This window comes from Paraburkholderia caballeronis, assembly GCF_900104845.1.
GTDB lineage: Bacteria > Pseudomonadota > Gammaproteobacteria > Burkholderiales > Burkholderiaceae > Paraburkholderia > Paraburkholderia caballeronis.
This window is the reverse complement of sequence record NZ_FNSR01000001.1, coordinates 1,491,320-1,511,462: the sequence shown is the minus strand read 5'-3', so window position 1 is coordinate 1,511,462 and position 20,143 is coordinate 1,491,320. Positions and strand designations below refer to the sequence as shown.

General features: G+C 63.1%; 20 protein-coding genes. 13 read left to right on the top strand and 7 right to left on the bottom strand.

The window, feature by feature from the left end; translation table 11 throughout:
- Positions 1-104: 104 nt before the first annotated feature.
- From BLV92_RS06765 to BLV92_RS06750, 5 genes are all read left to right on the top strand, one after another.
- The gene (locus tag BLV92_RS06765) at positions 105-413 is read left to right on the top strand and encodes a GntR family transcriptional regulator (protein WP_090543400.1); all 309 of its coding nucleotides are present in this window, start codon (positions 105-107) and stop codon (positions 411-413) included.
- A 23-nt stretch (positions 414-436) separates the two neighbouring features.
- Complete coding sequence (locus BLV92_RS06760) at positions 437-2,437, top strand: hypothetical protein (protein ID WP_090543398.1); 2,001 nt, start codon at positions 437-439, stop codon at positions 2,435-2,437.
- A 228-nt stretch (positions 2,438-2,665) separates the two neighbouring features.
- The gene (locus tag BLV92_RS06755; protein ID WP_090543396.1) at positions 2,666-3,769 is read left to right on the top strand and encodes a toxin-antitoxin system YwqK family antitoxin; all 1,104 of its coding nucleotides are present in this window, start codon (positions 2,666-2,668) and stop codon (positions 3,767-3,769) included.
- Between the two features lie 113 nt (positions 3,770-3,882).
- Entirely contained in the window at positions 3,883-4,101 is a 219-nt protein-coding gene (locus tag BLV92_RS33065) for a DUF4087 domain-containing protein (protein WP_110332477.1), read from the top strand.
- 335 nt (positions 4,102-4,436) lie between these two features.
- Positions 4,437-5,156, top strand: coding sequence for a MobA/MobL family protein (locus BLV92_RS06750; protein WP_090543394.1), 720 nt, complete (start codon positions 4,437-4,439; stop codon positions 5,154-5,156).
- 308 nt (positions 5,157-5,464) lie between these two features.
- Here BLV92_RS06750 and BLV92_RS31420 read toward each other — a convergent pair whose 3' ends face one another.
- The 5 genes from BLV92_RS31420 to BLV92_RS06725 form a co-directional block, all read right to left on the bottom strand.
- Complete coding sequence (locus BLV92_RS31420) at positions 5,465-6,544, bottom strand: hypothetical protein (RefSeq protein ID WP_143040653.1); 1,080 nt, start codon at positions 6,542-6,544, stop codon at positions 5,465-5,467.
- Between the two features lie 260 nt (positions 6,545-6,804).
- On the bottom strand, positions 6,805-8,208 hold the full coding sequence (locus BLV92_RS06735) for a DUF3987 domain-containing protein (protein WP_090543388.1): 1,404 nt from the start codon (positions 8,206-8,208) through the stop codon (positions 6,805-6,807).
- The gene (locus BLV92_RS31415; RefSeq protein WP_143040652.1) at positions 8,208-8,549 is read right to left on the bottom strand and encodes a hypothetical protein; all 342 of its coding nucleotides are present in this window, start codon (positions 8,547-8,549) and stop codon (positions 8,208-8,210) included. Before BLV92_RS31415 ends, BLV92_RS06735 begins: the two co-directional genes overlap by 1 nt.
- Positions 8,542-8,796: a helix-turn-helix transcriptional regulator gene (locus tag BLV92_RS06730; protein ID WP_090546882.1), complete on the bottom strand. Its 255-nt coding sequence runs from the start codon at positions 8,794-8,796 to the stop codon at positions 8,542-8,544. Before BLV92_RS06730 ends, BLV92_RS31415 begins: the two co-directional genes overlap by 8 nt.
- Positions 8,797-9,222: 426 nt before the next feature.
- Entirely contained in the window at positions 9,223-10,437 is a 1,215-nt protein-coding gene (locus BLV92_RS06725; protein ID WP_090543386.1) for a tyrosine-type recombinase/integrase, read from the bottom strand.
- Positions 10,438-11,222: 785 nt separating this feature from the next.
- Here BLV92_RS06725 and BLV92_RS06715 point away from each other — a divergent pair.
- The 7 genes from BLV92_RS06715 (at position 11,223) to BLV92_RS06685 (ending at position 18,780) form a co-directional block, all read left to right on the top strand.
- On the top strand, positions 11,223-12,335 hold the full coding sequence (locus tag BLV92_RS06715) for a LacI family DNA-binding transcriptional regulator (RefSeq protein ID WP_090543384.1): 1,113 nt from the start codon (positions 11,223-11,225) through the stop codon (positions 12,333-12,335).
- Positions 12,336-12,510: 175 nt separating this feature from the next.
- The gene (locus tag BLV92_RS06710) at positions 12,511-13,584 is read left to right on the top strand and encodes an ABC transporter substrate-binding protein (protein ID WP_090546881.1); all 1,074 of its coding nucleotides are present in this window, start codon (positions 12,511-12,513) and stop codon (positions 13,582-13,584) included.
- Positions 13,585-13,614: 30 nt separating this feature from the next.
- Entirely contained in the window at positions 13,615-14,439 is an 825-nt protein-coding gene (locus BLV92_RS06705) for an ABC transporter permease (RefSeq protein ID WP_090543382.1), read from the top strand.
- A gap of 124 nt (positions 14,440-14,563) precedes the next feature.
- Positions 14,564-15,511, top strand: coding sequence for an ABC transporter permease (locus BLV92_RS06700; protein ID WP_090543381.1), 948 nt, complete (start codon positions 14,564-14,566; stop codon positions 15,509-15,511).
- Complete coding sequence (locus BLV92_RS06695; protein WP_090543379.1) at positions 15,508-16,563, top strand: ABC transporter ATP-binding protein; 1,056 nt, start codon at positions 15,508-15,510, stop codon at positions 16,561-16,563. Before BLV92_RS06700 ends, BLV92_RS06695 begins: the two co-directional genes overlap by 4 nt.
- A 49-nt stretch (positions 16,564-16,612) precedes the next feature.
- Complete coding sequence (locus tag BLV92_RS06690) at positions 16,613-17,440, top strand: phosphodiesterase (RefSeq protein ID WP_090543377.1); 828 nt, start codon at positions 16,613-16,615, stop codon at positions 17,438-17,440.
- Positions 17,441-17,571: 131 nt separating this feature from the next.
- The gene (locus BLV92_RS06685; protein WP_090543375.1) at positions 17,572-18,780 is read left to right on the top strand and encodes an MFS transporter; all 1,209 of its coding nucleotides are present in this window, start codon (positions 17,572-17,574) and stop codon (positions 18,778-18,780) included.
- 126 nt (positions 18,781-18,906) lie between these two features.
- Here the strand turns inward: BLV92_RS06685 and BLV92_RS06680 are convergent, their stop codons facing one another.
- Positions 18,907-19,443: a ferritin-like domain-containing protein gene (locus BLV92_RS06680; RefSeq protein WP_090543373.1), complete on the bottom strand. Its 537-nt coding sequence runs from the start codon at positions 19,441-19,443 to the stop codon at positions 18,907-18,909.
- 72 nt (positions 19,444-19,515) lie between these two features.
- Positions 19,516-19,677, bottom strand: a complete 162-nt coding sequence (locus tag BLV92_RS06675; protein ID WP_090543371.1) for a DUF1328 domain-containing protein — start codon at positions 19,675-19,677, stop codon at positions 19,516-19,518.
- A gap of 254 nt (positions 19,678-19,931) precedes the next feature.
- Between BLV92_RS06675 and BLV92_RS06670 the strand changes: the two genes are divergently transcribed.
- Positions 19,932-20,066, top strand: a complete 135-nt coding sequence (locus tag BLV92_RS06670) for an entericidin A/B family lipoprotein (protein ID WP_090543369.1) — start codon at positions 19,932-19,934, stop codon at positions 20,064-20,066.
- Positions 20,067-20,143: the final 77 nt, after the last annotated feature.

Genomic DNA, 20,143 nt, shown 5'->3' with positions numbered 1-20,143 from the left:
TGATACTAAACTTTGTACGATGAATTGCCGTTATCTTTTCTGCCACCCAGCACTTCGGGCAGGGTCCATGCGGGACTACGCCACCTTGATCGGCTGTGAAGCCTATGAATTCATGGATTTACCGGATCGACCGTCGGCACGGACAGATATGCCGAAGCATCATTGCCGCACTTGAGGCAGCCATCCACACAGGACAGGTTCGCCCCGGCGACGTCCTACCGTCCCAGCGTTTGATGGCTGATTTCATGGGAGTGCACGTGAATACCGTCAACCGTGCAATGCGCGAAGCAGCTCGACTCGGCTTAACCACCGGTCGTGCAGGGTACGGAACCACGGTGATCGGAAGAACACCGGCCTCCCGCTTCCACGGCAATCCGTCAAATAGCAGTCGTCTCTCCAATCAACATCTATAACCAACCCAACCAGAAGGATAAGAATGAAGACCAGATTCAACACGGGGATCACACGGTTCGCCCTTTGCGCTGCTGCCAGCGCTATGCTCGCGGCATGCGGTGGAGGGGGCAGTAGCGCCCCCTCCACCGCCGGTAACCCGCGGTCAGCTGCTGCATCTCTCACCGGGACCGTCGCCATTGGACACGCGCTCGTCGGCGCTCCGGTTACGGTGACGGATTCGACGGGCAAGACCGCGACGGCAACGTCCGGTGCGAACGGCATCTATACCGTTGCGATCTCGAACCTCACCGCACCGCTGCTCGTATCAGCGGTCGACAAATCGGGCGCGTCGTCCACCACGCTGTATTCCGTTGTTGCAAGCACCCAGACCACCGACGGCGCACCAACGACTGCCAACGTTACGCCGCTCACGACAGCTATTGCCGCATTGCTCACGAAAAGCGGCAGCCCTCAGGATCTTGCGGCATCCGGTGGACTCTCGGTGGCAACCGAGGACACCGTCCGAACCGCGGTCACGACGCTGGACACGGTCCTCGCACCGATCCTCGCAAAGAACAAGCTTTCGTCGTCTTTCGATCCAGTCGGCGGTACGTTCACGACGAACCAGACAGGAGCGGACGCGGTCATCGATTCGGTTTCAGTAACGCCCTCCGCTAGCGGCTCCGGCTTGCAGATCGCGAGCCTTGCCGATCCCAACAAGGCGCTCCAGCTCAACGCGAGCACGACGGCATCGACGACGCTCGATGCACCTGCCCAACCGGCGAACTATCTCGCGGCGCTTCAGAGTCAGTTGTCCCAATGCATGACCGACATGCAGGGCGGAGCAACGAGCAGCGCGGCATGCGGTACGGCCGTTGACGCAAACTACAGGCGCTACGGTGTAACGAGCTTCGGCAAGGCCGAAGCCCTCTTCTTCGAGAAAGGAGTCACGCTGACCGGTATCAAGACGATCGCGTTCCTGCCCCCAGGTACATTGCCCGCTATCACCAATCCGGCCGCGCTTGTGTATTTTCTGGTGACCAACCCCGACGGAACACCGAGCTTTGCACCCGACATCGTTCAGCAAAAGCCTGACGGCACATGGGACATCATCGGCAACCAGCAGAAATACGACATTCGTATCGCCTCGTTCCTCGGCCGGATCCAGTACACCGATACGGCGCGCGCCAATGACGGCCATTACGAATCAGGGCTCGATATCCGGATCTACCAGTTCGACACGCAAGACGGAACGCAGCCCCAGATTTATTCTGCGCGAGTACAGGGGCCAGGCCTGCCCGATAGCGGTGCCTGGCTTGAGGCCGACAGCGACAGCGGTCTGACCATCCCGAGATCTCCGATGTCCGGACCATGGTTCGAGAACAGCGGTGTTCTGCCGCCGCTGGAAGCTGGGATGAACACCACATACAAGTGGTCATGGGCGCCGCTTTCCGGCGATACCACGCCGTTCACGCCCGGTGGCCTTCCGGAATATGCACAATCGCCTGAGGACGTATCGGGGATCAGCCAGTTTGGCGTCTATACGGTGACGTTGTACGACCTGAACACCGGCGTCGTCACCGATACGGAAAAGGTACTGAATACGGCCCCGAATCTGTCAGCCGCCGCGGGATCGGTCGTCCCATGGCAAACGTTGAGCACTGACACCATCGCCAACCTGCTCACGGCCAATGGTCCCGGTATCCCGCCTGATGCTTCCAGCGTCTCGTTTAACTGGACCGTACCGTCAGCGGATGCACTGTACCCGAACTTCTGGTCGACGATAAAGGGCGTGACTCCGCCGACTACCGAGGCCGGTCAAACCTCGACGGGACGGCTTTATCACGACGACTTTTTTAAACCGACCATCGAGGGTGTGAACTATACCCAGATCGTTCCTCTAGAGTTCCCGAATGGGATAAGCATGGATGGATCGTTCCCCCCGTTGCTACCAAATGCGGCCGGAACCGAAGCCGGGCAGATAGAGTTGGGCTGGCTTGCCGGCGGAAACTATTACCTGAATACATGGCAATTTGACCGTTAATCACGCATCGGTTACCTGACAAGCGTTGCAATGGTTAAGGCCACCTCGCCGTATGGCGTCCGCCGCTGCGCGGGTGCCATCTTCGACGGTGGCCTCGCCCGTTCCTCCCTTCCCGGTTCGGCGTGACTCACTCACACCGTCAGCTCACCTGATTACGCCGCTACTTTTCAACGTGAAGCTGCGATAGCGAACGCTGGCTTCTGAACCGAACGACTGCGAATCCTACCCATGAAATATCGTACAACCCGCACAGCAGTACTCCTGTCAAGCGTCATAGCATCCCTTCTCCTGTCCGCCTGCGGGGAAAAGGTGCTCGACTATCGCAATGCCGAGGTCGTCAACGGCGCACTCTACGCCCGTGGTGCCAACGAACCGTTCTCAGGGAAGGTAACGAACGTTCTCGCTGCCACGGTATTTGAAGCGCAGGCGGGCTTCAGCACTTTAATCAAAACGCTGAAAAACGTTGACCCGATGGACACTATCGGAGGTACCGGGGTCATTTCAATCTGCGATGTAAGTACAAACAAAGGCGTGCTGGACGGGCCAGTTTCCTGCAAGCTTCCGAGAACGGATACGGTACAGCTAGAAGCCGCGTTCTCGAACGGTGTACTGGATGGCAACCTCACACTTCATGACGAGACGGGGGCGCATACGCTTCTCGAGCTCGCCTTCAAGGATGGGCAGCCGGACGGAATCATGAAACTCTACAGTTCCGCAACCGACAAGCTGACCCACACCGTCGAGTGGAAAGCCGGTGCACTGAACGGCGGGGAAGATGGATTTGATCCACAGACGGGAAACCGGATTCTTCACACCACATATCTGAACGGGGTTCTCGAAGGGGAAATGACCCAGTACGCAGCCGACGGAAAAACCCTTACCTTCAAGGGTACCTTTCAGCACGGCCTGTTAAACGGTGAAGTCGACAAGTTTGATATCAAGAGCGGCATTCGGTCTGTCGATCACTATACCGACAGCAAGCTCGACGGCATTTCACAGGCTTGGGACGCCAGCGGCAAGCTCATCGGGGAAAAGACATTCACGAACGGCGAGGATGCCGTCCAGAAGCAGAAGGAGGAAGAAAAGGAAAGACTCGGCAAGGAGGTTGATGTTGCGATCAACGATCCGGACCCTGAAGTAAAGGCGTGTGTCAATTCGTATCCCTGGAGCAAGGCCGTTACTCCGAGTGATGACGAAGCGATTGAGGAAGACAGGAAAATTCTGGCATGGAGAGACGAGTGTCGGGCCAACCCGGATTCGCATCCGGCCGTTGACAGATCGATCAGTCAGATCAAAACGGTCCCGACGACACAGTACAACAACGGCAAATAACCGGCAGAAGCACCTACTCTGGCTCCTGCGCCGCGGGATTCTGCAATCGTCAGCCACGGCTTTGCTATTCGACGAGGTAGCGGGATCGATGATGACATGCCGTCCAGCTCTCATTGCAGGATCGCGATGGAGAATGGCATATCATCAGCGGTCAAACCCGCGCCGAGCCGTCTGGATTCGACAAGAACATGCCTCTAACGAACAAGGGCAATTCGTGCGACTGGCTGACTGTGCAGACCAGCAAACAGACGATGCAGATCGTCAACGTAGTCAGCGGATCACTCAAGCCGGTTTCAGCATGCCAGAACGACAAGAGCCTGCATCATCGATAATCAAGTCCGTACATCGTAGTGTCCTCGGATGACGGCATCTTTTCTGACCCAATTCTCGATCCTATCGATACCTCCTGGATGTTCTGTGGATTTTTTACACGCATCTCTATGAATATGAGATGGGTGATTTTCCTCGTGATAGTTGCAGCCACATCTGATTGTATAGAAGGGATACTGTACTGGAATGAATAAGGGGAATTCGGTACGCGCACTTACCGTTTCTCCAAAATCCAGGCATCAGTACCAGCTCACGCCAATCAATCGCTCGTCTCCAAACGCGGCCAGCCACCAGCGCTGGCCGTTTTCTTTTGCTCCAGGAGAAAGGGTAGCTGATCATGGCAAGCTTCCATCATCGAATCAAGAGCGGCAAGAAAGGTTCAGCAACGGATCACAGCACTTACATCACCAGACAGGGCACGCACCGCAAACGTGAAGAAGATCTCGTCGCCACAGGCTTCGGCAACATGCCGGGCTGGGCACAAAACGATGCGGCGTCGTTCTGGCGATCCAGCGACAGATATGAGCGCGCCAACGGTGCAGTCTATCGTGAACACGAAATCGCCCTGCCAGAAGAACTCACGCTCGAACAGCAGCAGGAACTTGTTTCTCAGCTCGTTCCCGCGCTGGTCGGAAACAAGCCATTTCAGTACGCAATTCACGCACCCGATGCTGCGCTGGGAAGCTGCACGAATACGCATCTGCACCTGATGTTTTCCGATCGGGAAAATGACGGTATAGAACGCTCCCCCGAGCAAACATTCCGGCGCTACAACGCAAAGCATCCTGAACGCGGTGGGCGCAGGAAAGACAGCGGGGGAAAAACCGGCATGGAGCTCCGTGATCAGATGATCGCCACGCGCAAGAAATGTGCAGACATCCAAAATTCCGTACTCGAAAAATATGGCCACACAGCTCGCGTCGATCACCGAACGTTGAAGGCACAAGGGATTGATCGACAGCCCGAGCGTCATCTAGGCCAGGCGAGAATTCGCAGCATGTCGCCTGATGATCGGGAGCAATACGGCGCACAGCGCCGGAAGCAGGTGCAAGGGTAGCGCCGTTTTCGCACCATGTTAAGTAAAGCGGTGCGGGTAGTGAGCAAAGAATTTTCCAGCAAAAAATGCGCAGATTTTACGTCGCCGGCACATATACCCACGTAAGTTTTCTCGAAAAATTTATCGTGGATGTTTTGGTCTGAATTTTTCAGAAACCAGGTGCAACAGCAACGCGAGACTGACGTCACCCGCCTTAGGAGAGCCCCCTCCCAAGGCGGAATCGATGAAATCATCTCCCTATAAAAATCAGCAAGTTAGCTCTTTTGGATACCGATTTCGGGCGGAATCAGGCACACGCCCGACCCGATCTATTCGGCCCATACCCCACCTTTGGGAGCCCGGGGCGTGCTTCGTGGCTTCCGATTCTTCATATCGAAATACTGCCCCTTCGGCTCATTTTTCAGGCGTACCAGCGCACGCCTCATTGCCAGATAGCCCAGCGCTTCTTTGAGTTTTTTACGCAGTACAGCATCACCGGCACGCACCTCGCCATGCACCCAATCCGATCCGTAAAGCCCCGGGCTTTTGTCACTCCGCAAATAGCATCCGTGCCCATCCGTCACCCCTTCCACCCAGTACCGCCCAACCAGATCCTGGTGCTCCAAACAACTGCCAAGCCCGCTCGCCTGAACTCGCAGGTCTTCGATCATTTTGTTGTATCCGGCTGTGGGCAATAGCAATGTCAGGTGCAGCGTGTAGCCGTACTGCATCCCCGGCAGGATGCTCCACACGTACCCCGGATCATGCGTGAACAGGCTCGGCTTTCGCCTCATGCGATCGAAGAATTTGGTACGGTAGGCACGCAGTACCTGAAGGTCGTTGTGCTGGCTGCGGAGCTGGGTGGTGACCAAGTTGGCACGCGTGCGCGAGTGCATTAATCGCAGGTGTATCACTGTCAGGCTGTCGTGCTGCTCGAACCGCTGGCCGAGATATTGATCGAGGTTTGTGAGATTTTCGGCGCTGCCCAAATACCAGTTGTTCAGTTCATGATGAAGTCCATCTTGTATCCGTGCAGCCAGTCGGAAGCGGCGACTGAAGTCGTTATAGATTTCCGCTCGAATCAGCCCATGCGCGACCGGCCCATCGAGGCGCGGATTTCGCAGCGCATAGTCACTGATCGGATGATCGTGGAACACCTTCAGCATCAGCCGGATATGCGGCGCAACGACCAGTTGGCTAACGGCCAGGTGAGTGGGAAGGAAATCCCGGTTGCGATGTGCAGACTGCATCATTAACTGGGCCAGTTTTAACGTAGATTCACTCGCCCGATTAGGCTCAGCGGTTCTGATAAACCCCACGGCAGGAACTATCCGGGGCGGCCGGAAAACATCAGCATCTACCCTGGGCCTGGTATACACCAGAAACGGATCGTCCACGGTCTCGAGCATCGCCCGAGCGAGACAATCAAGCTCAGTGAGTGCCCCTAGCTCTGCGGACGTTACGCTCTCAGGGGCAGCACGGTAATTCAGGCTGCGATTGATGTGGTGCACAAATTTGCTGCCCAGTTGCTGACTCAGCGCGGCGCTTGGTCTAGGAGAATTCATAGTCCTGGTGGGTCGAAGAGGATTCGGATATCTGGCGACGCGGCGATGCCGCGTGCAGGACAAAAAGCCTCGCCGGCTTTCGCCGGACGAGGCGTTCAGCAAGTTCACACCAGGGACGCTGGGTCACCACCGGAAAAATAGCTCGATCGTGCCGAGATCAGTTCGAGTTTGATAATCCGGCGACCGTTTTCGGTGCGCGGCATGACCCGTGCCAAACCTCGCCCACAGATCAGGCGGATTGCCTCCCGGATCTGCGCCTTGTTCCATCCGAAGTTAGGCGCCAGAGCCACGATATCCGATTCACGCCAGCTCGGAAACTGCATCCCGAACTGAATCGCCTGACGGTGCAGATAATCGAGCAGGTACTGCCCGCGCAGCACTGCATCGGGCACCGGCTTCGGCGGAAAAACCGTCGACAGCCAGCATGCGCCGAAATATTTCGCGATCGTCACCGCTCGGGCCATTGTGTCGGCCGTCACCGCACCTTCGTAGCCTTCGTAAACGTGCATGCAGCCGGCAATTCGCCGGGCATTCGCTGCCAAACGCACAGCAAATACAATGGCATCGCGCGATGACAAGACTGGGCCGGGCATACTCTGGAAGCACACCCTCGCCTGCCGCAGAACCTGCTCTGCATCGGGCGACACTTCGATGACCGGCAGCTTGTCCACCGACATTTTCTTGAGCTTGAGCAATCCACTCGCGATCAGTTCACCAATCCGGTGGTCGTAATCGAGAAGCGCGTATTCCTGCTGCAATCCTGCTGCCCCCTCAATCGCAAGCTCGTCGGTCTCCATCATGAGCAGGCGAAACAGGTAGCCTGACGCCATGGCTTCCTCACCATACCTGTCGAGCCACGAGCGATGTGCGTCATCCTGCACGTTGACGCACGTGACGAGAAGCGCGCTATCGGGCGCACGCTCGGCAAGCATGTCATCGTCATCATCTGCACGATCAAACTGCGGGACAGTGGTGTCGTAAAGGTCGCTGAAATCCTGAAACGAACGACTAAACCTGTCCGCCAGGTGGCCACGCCCCTCCGACATGCTGAACATCGTCCAGACTGATCCCGCGCGGATTCTACGCAGATAAGCCGCGCGCGTCGTATTATCGAACAGCCATCTTTTTTTCCAGTCCTTCATGGCCTCCACGATCGGCGCGTTGAAGCGGACATGTGCCGCCGACTTTCCGCTCAATCGCGCTCCCGCAAACCGAAGATGCAGGCTGAGCGGCATCGATCGGCCGTTGTCGCCGTGGATACGAAAATTGCTCGCAACCGCGAACGACACGTTGCCGAGCAGGTTCGCAAGGACAGCGCCATAACCCGGCCCGTGAATAGCGCGGCACTCGCAAGCTGTCCGGTACAAATCTGACGTCAGCGCATCGATAGATTGCTCCAAGGAGGACGGACAATAGCCTGCCGGCAGATAAACCATCGACTGGGGCGACGAACTGAAATACAGCGAGGGCGTAACGCCCCCACCGTTTGGATCGGTAGGGGCAACCATTACACGCCCTCCCCGTCGTTCGCGCTCACGTGCAGCGTCCCCGCAGACTCATCGGCGAGAAAACCGTCGCCGGGGGTGTCATCGTCGCCGGCATGGTCCATATCTAGCTCCTTGTACAGAGCTTCGGCCTCCTTTCTAGTGAGCGAGGGTCCGTTGTGCTGGCGGACGAGTTTCGCGATTGCAGACCACGACCAGTTCGCAGCCAAAGCCTCGGCGATTACCGGGATGAAGGGATGAAAGCGTTCGGCCTTGAGTTGCGCACGCGACTTTTTCGAGCGGATTTCATGAAGTGCGCCAGCAACATCGGCTTTCGCCGCACCGGGAGCAGTGTTTTTAGCCACGTTCCCCCCCTTTACGCTGCGTTGTCGTCCTTGCAGCGTTGCTACCGCGCGGGCGGTTTGCAAGCCACGTTTCCAGCTCCTCGACGAGCCACCCACGTGCGCGGCCGCCCAAGGCAATCGGGCGCGGAAATTGACTGTCATACTGCGGGCTACGCGGATCGCCCTTCGCATAGATCGAACTGCGGCCCAAGCCCGTCAACGCTTTGACACCCGGGAGACGGAGAACCCCCTTGCTACCATCTGTCATTTTCAACACCTCAAGCAATGTCCCGCGCATCCCGTCAGCAATGAACGGAATACGCCGGTCGACATGACTTGCTCCCCATAAGCAGTCACGGGCGCGAAAACGCCACAACGAGGCAGCGGCGCGCCGGGCCATAACGGCCAGTTTCAAAGGAATGGGGGGAGAGACCACGAGCGCATCCACCGCCCAGCATTGCGCAAGGCGGACGAGAACATGCTCGCCTCTCGTCGAGAGAGGACTTAGGTCGGTCTTGGGTGTCTTAATCTCGCCGTTAGGCTATAGCCTAACGGCTCTCAGGCCTCGTAAAGCCCGAGCAATGCATGGGTGTAAGCGCGAAATCTACCCGAATTAAACGCCGAGATCAAGCTGATACCAGCCACCGGTAGTATTTTTGCAACTGGCAACACTCAAGGAATCCGAGCATCGCTTTCACGTTACCGATGCAATAGAAGTAACCGGAACCGTAGTTTTCAAAACCTCTAGATAGTCTGCCCATTTCTGCATCATCAACCGGCGCTCCTTGAGAAATTTCGTACGGTTATACGCCTTGCCTAAGTTATCAGGAACTGCATGGGCGAGCTGGTGCTCGATCACTTCGGGTTTCTGCTCCAGCTCTTCGTGAAGAATTGTGCGCGCCATCGCGCGAAAACCATGGCCGGTGATTTCCGTGCGAGTGTCGTAGCCCAGGCGGCGTAACGCTGCATTGATCGCGGCGTCGCTCATCGGGCGCTGAGCTGAACGAGCCCCTGGGAAAACATAACGACCGTTGCCGGTCAGCGCGTAAAGTTCTCGCAGGATCTGAACAGCCTGGGTCGCGAGAGGGACCAGATGCTCAGTCCTGGTCTTCGTGACAAGGTACCGCCATTCCCCCTTGCCCAGATCGAACTGGGACCATTCAGCTTTGCGCAACTCTCCGGGACGGGTGAACAACATGGGAGCCAGCTTGAGTGCACAAAGAACCGGAAATGTGCCGGAAAAGCCATCGAACGCGCGTAGCATTGCTCCAACCTTCTCCGGTTCGGTGATCGAGGCGAAATGCGTGGTCTGCGCCGGCGGGATCGCGTCCACCAGATCGCGAGCAGGATCAGTCTTGCAGTACCCTTCTTTAATGGCGTACCGAAACACCCGACTGACTTCGCTGCGCACGCGGTGAGCCGTAAAACGCGCCCCACGGCTATCGATCCGTTTCAGTACAGCGAGGATTTCCGGCGCATCAATCTCGGCAATCGACCGCTTGCCGATCCACGGAAACACATCCTTCTTGAAGCGCGCCAGCGTCTTTTCATACTGGCCGATTTCAACGTACGTCTTGCGCTCCGCCATCCAGCCGAGAGCCACCATCTCAAATGAATTAGTCGCAGCAAGACGGACTGCCCGTTTCTCAGCTTTTTTCGCTTCGCCTGGATCGATCCCGGCTGCCAGCTTCCTACGTGCCTCGTCGCGCCTCGCCCGTGCCGCGGCAAGCGGAACGTCTGGATAGACGCCCAGTGCCAGGCGTTTTTCCTTCCCCGCAAAACGGTACTTCAAACGCCAGTACTTCCCACCTGCGGGAGAAACCTCCAGGTACATCCCTCCGCCATCAGCCAGACGGTATGTTTTGTCACGAGGAGCGGCTTTGCGGATTGCGACATCGGTCAGAGGCACGGCAACACCTTCAAGGGGGCATTTTTCCCGGGGGCATCGCAAATTTCACCAAATTCCCCCGAAGGTGCCCCCTGATGCCCCCGGATTCACGCGGACATTGTCGGACGTTACCGGCACAAAAAAACCCGCGAAGCCTTATGCTATCACGGGTTTCAGGATTTTATCGGATGTGCTTGGATGGGTTTCTGGTGTCGGGGACCGGACTCGAACCGGCAAGCCGTTAGGCGGCGGATTTTCGTCACACTACGTCTTTCGACGCCGCGCCCGCCGCGTCGCCGCGAGCCCGTTCGTGCGCTGGACTATGCCTTCGCCGTCGCCGCGCGCGCGATCAATGCGCCGCGCGGCCTTAGGCGCCCCCCGTCTAGTCTCTACACCTTCCGCGCCGTCGCTCGCGCGACAGCCGGCTTGGCTCGGCGTTGCCTCGGCGCCGCCGGCATGCGCCGCGCGACCCAGGGGATTCGCCGAATTTGAGGGGTTCTGCACCAGCCGTTTCCAGCCGGGCACTCAATCTCTCAAGTCCGCTATGTTTACCAATTTCATCACCCCGACAGCGCGGTGAAGCGGACGAGATACTACCACACCGCCTTACCCGGCAAGGCGCAGCGCGATTCCGGCCGGTCCTTCGCGCGCCTGCACGCCGCTGTCATCCGCCGCCCGCATCGTCGTCCCGCCGCGCGATTTCGCCGTTCCCCGCACGCTCGTTCCGTTATGACGTCACATGACGGTCATAGGGCCTCCCGATAATCGCTGGCGTCGAAAACGTTTTCAGCTTCGGACTGCCTCGCATGACGCCAACGATCAAGGATGTCGCCGCCTACGCCGGATTTTCGATCGCGACGGTATCGCGCGCGATCAACGCGCCGCACACGGTCAATCCGCTCACGCTCGCAAAGGTCCGCGAGGCGATCGCGGCGCTGAACTTCCGCCCGAGCCCGCTCGGCCGCCAGTTGCGCTCAGAGCGCACGCGGCTGATCGGCGTGATCCTGCCGACACTGTCGAACCCGGTGTTCGCCGAATGCCTGCAGGGCATCGACGAACTCGCAGCCGCGCAGGGCTACCGGCTGATGCTGATGACCACGCAGTACGACGCGGACCGCGAACGCCACGCGATCGAGACGCTGCGCGAGCAGCGCGTCGAAGGGCTGATCCTGACGGTCGCCGACGCGGACACGCACCCGCTGCTCGACGAACTCGACCGCGACGGCCCGCTGTACGTGCTGATGCACAACGACACGGTGCGCCGTCCGTCGGTGTCGGTCGACAACCGCCAGGCCGCGTATGACGGCGTGCGGATGCTGATCGCGCACGGCCATCGGCGCATCCTGATGCTGGCCGGCACGCTCGCCGCGTCCGACCGCGCGCGGCTGCGCCACGCGGGTTACGTGCAGGCGATGCAGCAGGCGGGCCTGACGCCCGCGCCGGCGCTCGAAGTCGATTTCAACGCGGAAGAACTGGCGCCGTCGGTGCTCGCGCATCTGACGAACGGCGCGGCACGGCCGACCGCCCTCTTCTGCAGCAACGACCTGCTCGCGATGGTCGTGATCCGCGGGCTGCGCCGCGCGCGCTTCCAGGTGCCGCGCGACATGTCGATCCTCGGTTTCGACGGCCTCGCGATGGGCGAACTGCTCGCGCCGGCGCTCGCGAGCATCGGCTCGCCGAACCGCGACATCGGCTGCGCGGCGTGGGAGCGTCTGATGACGCGCATCGACAGCGCGCGCGCGAACGCGGCTCCGGTGCAGAACCAGTCGCTGTCGCTGACGTTGCCGCATACGCTGCGCACCGGCGCGACAATCGCGGCGATTGCGCACGAACCGGCGATCGTGAACGATGCCGGCAGCCGCCACGACAGCGCCGACGATGCGGCGATCCACGCCATCGACGCGCTGCGCGCGCGCTGAACGCCGAACCAGACAAGCGCACGACGAACCCCGGACCCAAGAACGACGGCACGCCGACACCGATGCGCGACTGCCGGACATCCCGCTTTTCTCACCGACCTGGAGACCCGCTGTGACCCGCCAACCGGCCCTTGCTGGCGCACTCGCGCGCCCGCTGTCCCGTCCGCTGCCGCGCCTGTGCGGCGCGGCCTCGCATCTCGCGGCGCGCGCCGCATCGCGCGTCGTATCGCATGCGGCATCGCACGTCGCGTCGCTTGCGGCCGCGCTCGCGCTCGCGTCCGGCTTCGCGTTGCCGCTCGCGGCGCACGCGGAAGAAACCGCGATCTGCTACAACTGCCCGCCCGAATGGGCCGACTGGGCGAGCCAGATCCAGGCGATCCAGCAGAAGACCGGCATCCGCGTGCCGTTCGACAACAAGAACTCGGGCCAGGCGATCGCGCAGATGATGGCCGAGCAGAAGAGCCCGGTCGCGGACGTGGTGTACCTCGGCGTGTCGTCGGCGTTCCAGGCGAAGGACAAGGGCGTGATCGAGCCGTACCGCCCCGCGCACTGGGACGACATCCCGGCGAACCTGAAGGACCCGCAGGGCTACTGGTTCGCGATCCACTCGGGCACGCTCGGCTTCTTCGTGAACAAGGACGCGCTCGAAGGCAAGCCGGTGCCGCGCTCGTGGGCCGACCTGCTGAAGCCGGAGTACAAGGGGATGATCGGCTACCTCGATCCGTCCAGCGCGTTCGTCGGTTATGCGGGCGCGGTCGCGGTGAACCAGGCGTTGGGCGGCACGCTCGACAACTTCCAGCCGGCGCTCGACTGGTTCGGCAAGCTGAAGGCGAATCAGCCGATCGTGCCGAAGCAGACCGCGTATGCACGCGTGTTGTCCGGCGAGATTCCGATCCTGCTCGACTACGACTTCGACGCGTATCGCGCGAAGTACAAGGACCATGCGAACGTCGAATTCGTGATCCCGCAGGAAGGCACGATCTCGGTGCCGTACGTGATGAGTCTGGTGAACCACGCGCCGCACGAGGCGAACGGCAAGAAGGTGCTCGACTTCGTGCTGTCCGACGAAGGCCAGCGGCTGTGGGCGAACGCGTATCTGCGTCCGGTGCGCGCGAGCGCGCTGTCGCCGGAAGCGGCCGCGAAGTTCCTGCCCGCGAGCGACTATGCGCGCGCGAAGGCGGTCGACTTCTCGAAGATGGCCGCGCAGCAGCAGTCGTTCGGCGAGCGTTATCTGCAGGTCATGCACTGACCGGCCCAGGCCACGAAGCGAGTCGCGACCATGCACGACCTCACGTTTCCGCTGCGCTGGCGCGTCGCGCTCGTCGCGCCGGCGCTCGCGGTGTTCTGCGCGTTCTGGCTGCTGCCGATGGTCGCGCTGGTGCAGGTGAGCGCGGACGGCCATCTGCTCGACACCTACCGCGCGCTGCTGACGAACGGCCGCTACATGCGCAGCCTCGCGGCGACGGTGCTGCTGTCGGCGGCCGTCACCGCGACGACGCTGGTGCTGTCGGTGATCTGCGGACTGCTGCTCGCGCGCCGCGCATTCCCGGGCCGCCGCACGCTCGTCGCGCTGCTGACGTTTCCGCTCGCGTTTCCGGGCGTCGTCGTCGGCTTCATGGTCATCATGCTGGCCGGCCGCCAGGGGCTGATCGGCGCGCTCGCGCTGCGCTTCACCGGCGAACGCTGGGTGTTCGCCTATTCGATGGCCGGGCTGTTCGCCGGCTACCTGTATTTCTCGATTCCGCGCGTCGTCGTCACGGTGATGGCGTGCGTGTCGCAACTCGACGCGTCGCTCGAAGAGGCCGCGCGTTCGCTCGGCGCGTCGCCGTGGCGGATCATGCGCGACGTGATCCTGCCCGCGCTCGCGCCGGGCCTGATCGCGGCGGGCGCGGTGTGCTTCGCGACCGCGATGGGCGCGTTCGGCACCGCGTTCACGCTCGCGACCGACATCGACGTGCTGCCGATGACGATCTACACCGAGTTCACGCTGAACGCGAACATGGTGACGGCCGCCGGGCTGTCGATCGTGCTCGGCTTCGTCACGTGGGCGGTGCTGACGGTCGCACGCACGCTGACCGGCGCGACGGTCGCCGCGACCGCATGAGCGCCGCCGCCCTGCCCTTCGCGGCTTGCGCGACGGCGACGGCCTGCGCGGCTGTCGCCGCAAACGCGGCGCTCGTCAACGTTACGATCGCCGCGCGTTTCGCCCCGTTTCCGGAGACGTCCGCATGAATTCGCTCGCCGATCCGTCGTCTTCGGTGCGCACCGCATCCGCGACCGGCACGCCGACGCAGCCCGGCCTGCCGCCTTCGTCGCAGCGGCGCGGCCTCGCGCTGCCCACCGCGCGCCACTGGCTCGCGTTCGGCCAGTGGCTAGTCACGCTCGCGACCTGCGCGTTCCTGATCGTGCCGGTCGTGATGTCGATCGTCGCGGGTCTCACCGTCAACTACTTTCGCGGCGTCGCGAGCGGGCTCACGCTGCGCTGGCTCGACGAGGTGTGGACGCAGTATCACGCGTCGGTGTTCCTGTCGCTCGAAGTCGCGTTCGCGACGCTCGCGGTCACGCTCATCACCGGCGTGCCGGCCGGCTACGCGCTCGCGCGCAGCCGCACGCGCGTGTCGCGCGCGATCGAGGAACTGCTCGTGATGCCGGTCGCGCTGCCGGGCCTCGCGTCCGCGCTCGCGCTGCTGGTCGTGTACGGCGGCTTCAGCGCGTTCCGCATGAGCGTCTGGTTCATCGTCGTCGGCCACGTCGTGTTCACGCTGCCGTTCATGGTGCGGCCGGTCACGGCCGTCTGCGCGTCGAACGACCTGCGCACGCTCGAAGAAGGCGCGGCGAGCCTCGGCGCGAGCTTCGTGCAGCGGTTCACGACGATCGTGCTGCCGAACGCGCGGCCCGGCATCGTCGCGGGCGCGCTGTCGGTGCTCACGCTGTCGATCGGCGAATTCAACCTCACGTGGATGCTGCACACGCCGGACACCAAGACGCTGCCGGTCGGCCTCGCGGACACCTACGCGTCGCTGCGCATCGAGATCGGCAGCGCCTACACGATCCTGTTCTTCATCATGACGATGCCGCTGCTGGTCGCGATGCAATGGCTCGGCGTCGATGCGGCCGGCGCGGCGACGTCGAAGCGCGCCGCGCGCCACCCGGCACGCAACAAGGAATCCCGATGAAACTCGACTCCGTTCCGATCACGCTGTCGAACTGCGCGAAGACGTTTCGCGGCACGCGCGTGCTCGAACCGCTCGACCTCGACATCGCGGCCGGCGAAACGCTGGTGCTGCTCGGCCCGTCCGGCTGCGGCAAGACGACGACGCTGCGGCTGATCGCGGGCCTCGAAACGCCGGACGCCGGCGGCCGCGTCGCGTTCGGCGACGACGACGTAACCGGACTGCCGATCGAGCGCCGCAAGGTCGGCATGGTGTTCCAGAACTACGCGCTGTTTCCGAACCTGACGGTGCGCGGCAACATCGGCTACGGGCTGAAGATCCAGCGCGCGCCGGCCGCCGTCGCGCGTGCGCGCGTCGACGAACTGCTCGCGATGATGCGTCTCGAAGCGCACGCCGACAAACCGATCGCGCAACTGTCCGGCGGCCAGCGCCAGCGCGTCGCGCTGGCGCGCGCGCTCGCGCCGCGACCGCGCGTGCTGCTGCTCGACGAGCCGCTGACCGCGCTCGACGCGCGGCTGCGCGATGCGCTGCGCGGCGAGATGAACACGCTGCTGCGCGAACTCGGCGTGACAACCGTGTACGTGACGCACGACCAGGCCGAAGCGATGGAACTCGGCGACCGCATCGTCGTGATGGGCGCGGGCCGCATCGAGCAGGCCGGCACGCCGCGCGACATCTACTATCGGCCGGCGAACCGCGCGGTCGCGCAGTTCGTCGGCACGCTGAACCGGCTCGCGGGACAATGGCGCGACGGCGCGCTCGCGACGACCGGCGGCGCAGTGCCCGCGCCGCATCGGGTCCATGCGGCGCACGCGGACGCGGACGCGGCCGAACTGTTCTTCCGCCCCGAGGACGCATGGCTCGCGGATCCGGCCAACGCGCAGCTGCGCGGCGTCGTCGAACACGCGGCGTTTCTCGGCGAGCGCACGCGGCTCACGATCGGCGGCGCGGCGCCCGATGCGCTGATCGTCGACGTCGCGGGCCGCATGGAGCTGGCGCGCGGCACGCCGGTCGGTCTGTCGGTCGCGCCGGACGCGCTGATCGCGCTGGCGTGAACCCGTTCGACGTCTTTACGTCATTCATCACCTGAGAGGTTTCGATACCATGCTGCTCGCCCAGATCAGCGACCTGCACGTGAAGCCGCCCGGCGCGCTCGCGTACCGCCGCGTCGATACCGCCGCAAGCCTCGCGCGCTGCATCGCGAAGCTGAACGCGCTGACGCCGCGCCCCGACGCGGTCATCATGACTGGCGACCTCGTCGATCGCGGCACGCCCGAAGAGTATGCGCACCTGAAGTCGCTGCTCGCGGCGCTCGAACTGCCGTATTACCTGCTGGTCGGCAACCACGACGCGCGCGAGCCGCTGCGCGCCGCGTTTGCCGAGCGGCCCGAGCTGCGCGCGGGCGGCGAGTTCGTGCAGTACGCGGCGGACGTCGGCCCGCTGCGCGTGATCGCGCTGGACTCGATGCAGCCGGGACAAAGCGCGGGCGCGCTGTGCGACGCGCGGCTCGACTGGCTCGCCGCGCAACTCGAAGACGCGCGCGGACGGCCGACGATCGTCGCGCTGCATCATCCGCCGTTCGACTGCGGGATCGCCCACATGGACGCGATCCGGCTCGCGCCCGAAGCATCGACGCGGCTCGAAGCCCTGGTCGCGCGATACCCGAACATCGAACGCGTGATCTGCGGCCACGTGCACCGGCCGATGTTCGTGCGCTTCGGCGGCACGATCGCGTCGGCGGTGCCGGCGCCCGCGCATCAGGTGACGCTCGATCTGCGCGCCGACGGCCCGTCCGCGTTCTCGCTCGAACCGCCCGCGTTCGCGCTGCACCGCTACGATCCGCGCACCGGCATCGTCACGCACCATGCGTACGTCGACGACGCGGACGGCCCGTATCCGTTCCACGACCCGGGCGGCGACCTGATCGCCTGACGTTTGCACCGGCTCGCCGCGCCGCCGCCTCGAAACGGCGGACGGGCTGCGCACGCGTTCGGGCGCGCTCCGGTAACATCGGCAGCCTCTGAGCCTGCCGACCGAAACCGGGCGACGCCCGCCTCGCGACCATGTCCACTTCCGACGCATCCGCCGCCGGCGCGCCCCGCCCGCTGCACGGTCTGCTGCTTCTGCTCGCGACGATCGCGGGCGTGACGGTCGCGAACATCTACTACAACCAGCCGCTGCTGGACGACTTCCGCCGTTCGTTTCCGGACGCCGCCGCCGCGTGGATCGGCGCGGTGCCGGCCGGCACGCAGCTGGGCTACGCGGCCGGCATGCTGCTGCTCGCGCCGCTCGGCGACCGCGTCGATCGCCGCCGGCTGATCCTGTTGCAGACGGTCGGGCTCTGCATCGCGCTGTTCGTCGCCGCGACCGCGCCGACGCTGCCGGTGCTGATCGGCGCGAGCCTCGCGATCGGCGTGCTGTCCACCATTGCGCAGCAGGCGGTGCCCTTCTCCGCCGAGCTTGCGCCGCCCGAGCGGCGCGGCCAGGCGGTCGGCATCGTGATGAGCGGCCTGCTGATCGGCATCCTGCTCGCGCGGACCGCGGCGGGTTTCATCGGCCAGTACTTCGGCTGGCGCGCGGTGTTCGGCGCGTCGATCGCGCTGCTGATCGCGCTCGGCGTCGTGATCGTGCTGCGGCTGCCGCGCAGCCGGCCGACCTCGACGCTCGGCTACGGCCAGTTGCTCGCGTCGCTGTGGCATTTGACGGTCGAACTGCGCGGGCTGCGCGAGGCGGCCGCGACCGGCGCCGCGCTGTTCGCCGCGTTCAGCCTGTTCTGGCCGGCGCTCACGCTGCTGCTTGCGGGCGCACCGTTCCACCTCGGGCCGAAGGCCGCCGGTCTGTTCGGGATCGTCGGCGCGGCCGGCGCGCTCGCCGCGCCGTATGCGGGCCGGTTCGCGGACCGGAGCGGACCGCGCGCGATCGTCACGATGTCGATCGCGCTGATCGCGATTGCGTTCGTGATCTTCGCGCTGTCGTCAGCGAGCATCGCCGGGCTCGTGATCGGCGTGATCGTGCTCGACGTCGGCGTGCAGGCCGCGCAGATTTCGAACCAGTCGCGCATCTATGCGCTGCGGCCCGAAGCGCGCAGCCGCGTGAACACCGTGTACATGGTCTGTTATTTCATCGGCGGCGCGCTCGGGTCGGCGGTCGGCGTCGCCGCGTGGCATGCGCTCGGGTGGACCGGCGTCTGCGTCGGCGGGCTGGGGTTTACCGCTATCGCCGGGTGGGTGCATTGGCGTACGCGGCCGCGAGAGAGCGCCCCGGCGTCTTGAGCGTCGGACACGCTGGTTTCCTTCGAACGCCTGCGCGCTGCAGGCCGCCGGCCACGCGCGGCACCGCGCCGGGCGAGTCTCCCGACTCACGCGGCGCGCAGCTTGCCGGGCCGAATCCGCCAGCGCTTATTTGTCCAGCAGATCCGTCATATCGTCCGCATGCTCCTCCTCGACCGCGAGGATCTCCTCGAAGATCCGTCGCGTCGTCGTATCGCTGTCGCCGAGGAAACGGATGATCGCGCGATACGTCTCGATCGCGATCCGCTCCGCGACGAGGTTCTCGCGAATCATGTCGGTCAGGTCGGTGCCCTCGCGATACTCGGAATGCGCGCGCTGCGCGAGCGTCTGCGGCGCGAAATCCGGCTCGCCGCCGAGCTGCACGATGCGCGCGGCGAGTTTATCCGCGTGCTCCTGCTCCTCCGTCGCGTGCTGGGCGAACTCGGCCGCGACCGATTCGGACTCGATTCCCTTCGCCATGAAGTAATGGCGCTTGTAGCGCAGCACGCAGACCAGTTCGGTCGCGAGCGAGTCGTTCAGCAGCTTCAGCACGGTGTCGCGATCCGCACCGTAGCTGGCCGTGACGGGACCCTGTTCCATGTTGTGCCGCGCATCGTCGCGCAGGCGTTTCACGTCGATCTCGAATGAGGATGGGGACTTCGACATCTGCTTCTCCTTGGGACGGAATGGAAACGACGGCGCTTCGCATGGCGCGGCGCGCCGGCGAACGTCATGCACTCATGAGCGCAGCACGCCGAGCAGCAGCGTGACCACGAACACCACCAGGAAAATGTAGAAAAGGATCTTCGCGATCTCGGCCGCGCCGGCCGCGATGCCGGTGAAGCCGAACACCGCGGCGATCAGTGCGATCACGAAAAACACGATGGCGTAATGAAGCATGGCGTTGTCCTCCTGTGGGGCGCGAGCGGCGCGGACCGCGTTAGCCGCGGGCCGGCGTCGTTCGTCGTCGCTCTCGTCTACGTTATCCGGCCCGATGCGCGATGCGCTTCGAAGGCCGCTGCCGGATTCGAGCAAGCCGCGGACCTGGCGCGCGCGAGGCGCAGGAGGTGTCTCGCGCGTGCACGCGGGGGGCCAGGCACGCCGCGTGCTGTGCGTTGGCTTCCTTACTTGCCTTACACCCGGAGGACACGTTCATGAAACGCTACATCGCATTGCTTCTGGTCGTCGCATCGGCCGCGCTCGCCGCGTGCAACACGGTCGCCGGCGCGGGAGAAGATCTGTCCGCGGGCGGCCACGCCGTGACGAACAGCGCCGAGAAGTCGAAATAACCGCACGGAGGAAAGTCGTGAGGACGATGGCCGTCGCGCGCGAGCGCGGCGGCCCACGCCGCAACGACGGCCGGACA

Coding starts and splice junctions, on each gene's coding strand:
- BLV92_RS06765 (WP_090543400.1), top strand. CDS start 105: ATGAATTCATGGATTTACCGGATCGACCGTCGGCACGGACAGATATGC.
- BLV92_RS06760 (WP_090543398.1), top strand. CDS start 437: ATGAAGACCAGATTCAACACGGGGATCACACGGTTCGCCCTTTGCGCT.
- BLV92_RS06755 (WP_090543396.1), top strand. CDS start 2,666: ATGAAATATCGTACAACCCGCACAGCAGTACTCCTGTCAAGCGTCATA.
- BLV92_RS06750 (WP_090543394.1), top strand. CDS start 4,437: ATGGCAAGCTTCCATCATCGAATCAAGAGCGGCAAGAAAGGTTCAGCA.
- BLV92_RS31420 (WP_143040653.1), bottom strand. CDS start 6,544: ATGCTCGAGACCGTGGACGATCCGTTTCTGGTGTATACCAGGCCCAGG.
- BLV92_RS06735 (WP_090543388.1), bottom strand. CDS start 8,208: ATGGTTGCCCCTACCGATCCAAACGGTGGGGGCGTTACGCCCTCGCTG.
- BLV92_RS06730 (WP_090546882.1), bottom strand. CDS start 8,796: ATGACAGATGGTAGCAAGGGGGTTCTCCGTCTCCCGGGTGTCAAAGCG.
- BLV92_RS06715 (WP_090543384.1), top strand. CDS start 11,223: ATGACGCCAACGATCAAGGATGTCGCCGCCTACGCCGGATTTTCGATC.
- BLV92_RS06705 (WP_090543382.1), top strand. CDS start 13,615: ATGCACGACCTCACGTTTCCGCTGCGCTGGCGCGTCGCGCTCGTCGCG.
- BLV92_RS06700 (WP_090543381.1), top strand. CDS start 14,564: ATGAATTCGCTCGCCGATCCGTCGTCTTCGGTGCGCACCGCATCCGCG.
- BLV92_RS06695 (WP_090543379.1), top strand. CDS start 15,508: ATGAAACTCGACTCCGTTCCGATCACGCTGTCGAACTGCGCGAAGACG.
- BLV92_RS06690 (WP_090543377.1), top strand. CDS start 16,613: ATGCTGCTCGCCCAGATCAGCGACCTGCACGTGAAGCCGCCCGGCGCG.
- BLV92_RS06685 (WP_090543375.1), top strand. CDS start 17,572: ATGTCCACTTCCGACGCATCCGCCGCCGGCGCGCCCCGCCCGCTGCAC.
- BLV92_RS06680 (WP_090543373.1), bottom strand. CDS start 19,443: ATGTCGAAGTCCCCATCCTCATTCGAGATCGACGTGAAACGCCTGCGC.
- BLV92_RS06675 (WP_090543371.1), bottom strand. CDS start 19,677: ATGCTTCATTACGCCATCGTGTTTTTCGTGATCGCACTGATCGCCGCG.
- BLV92_RS06670 (WP_090543369.1), top strand. CDS start 19,932: ATGAAACGCTACATCGCATTGCTTCTGGTCGTCGCATCGGCCGCGCTC.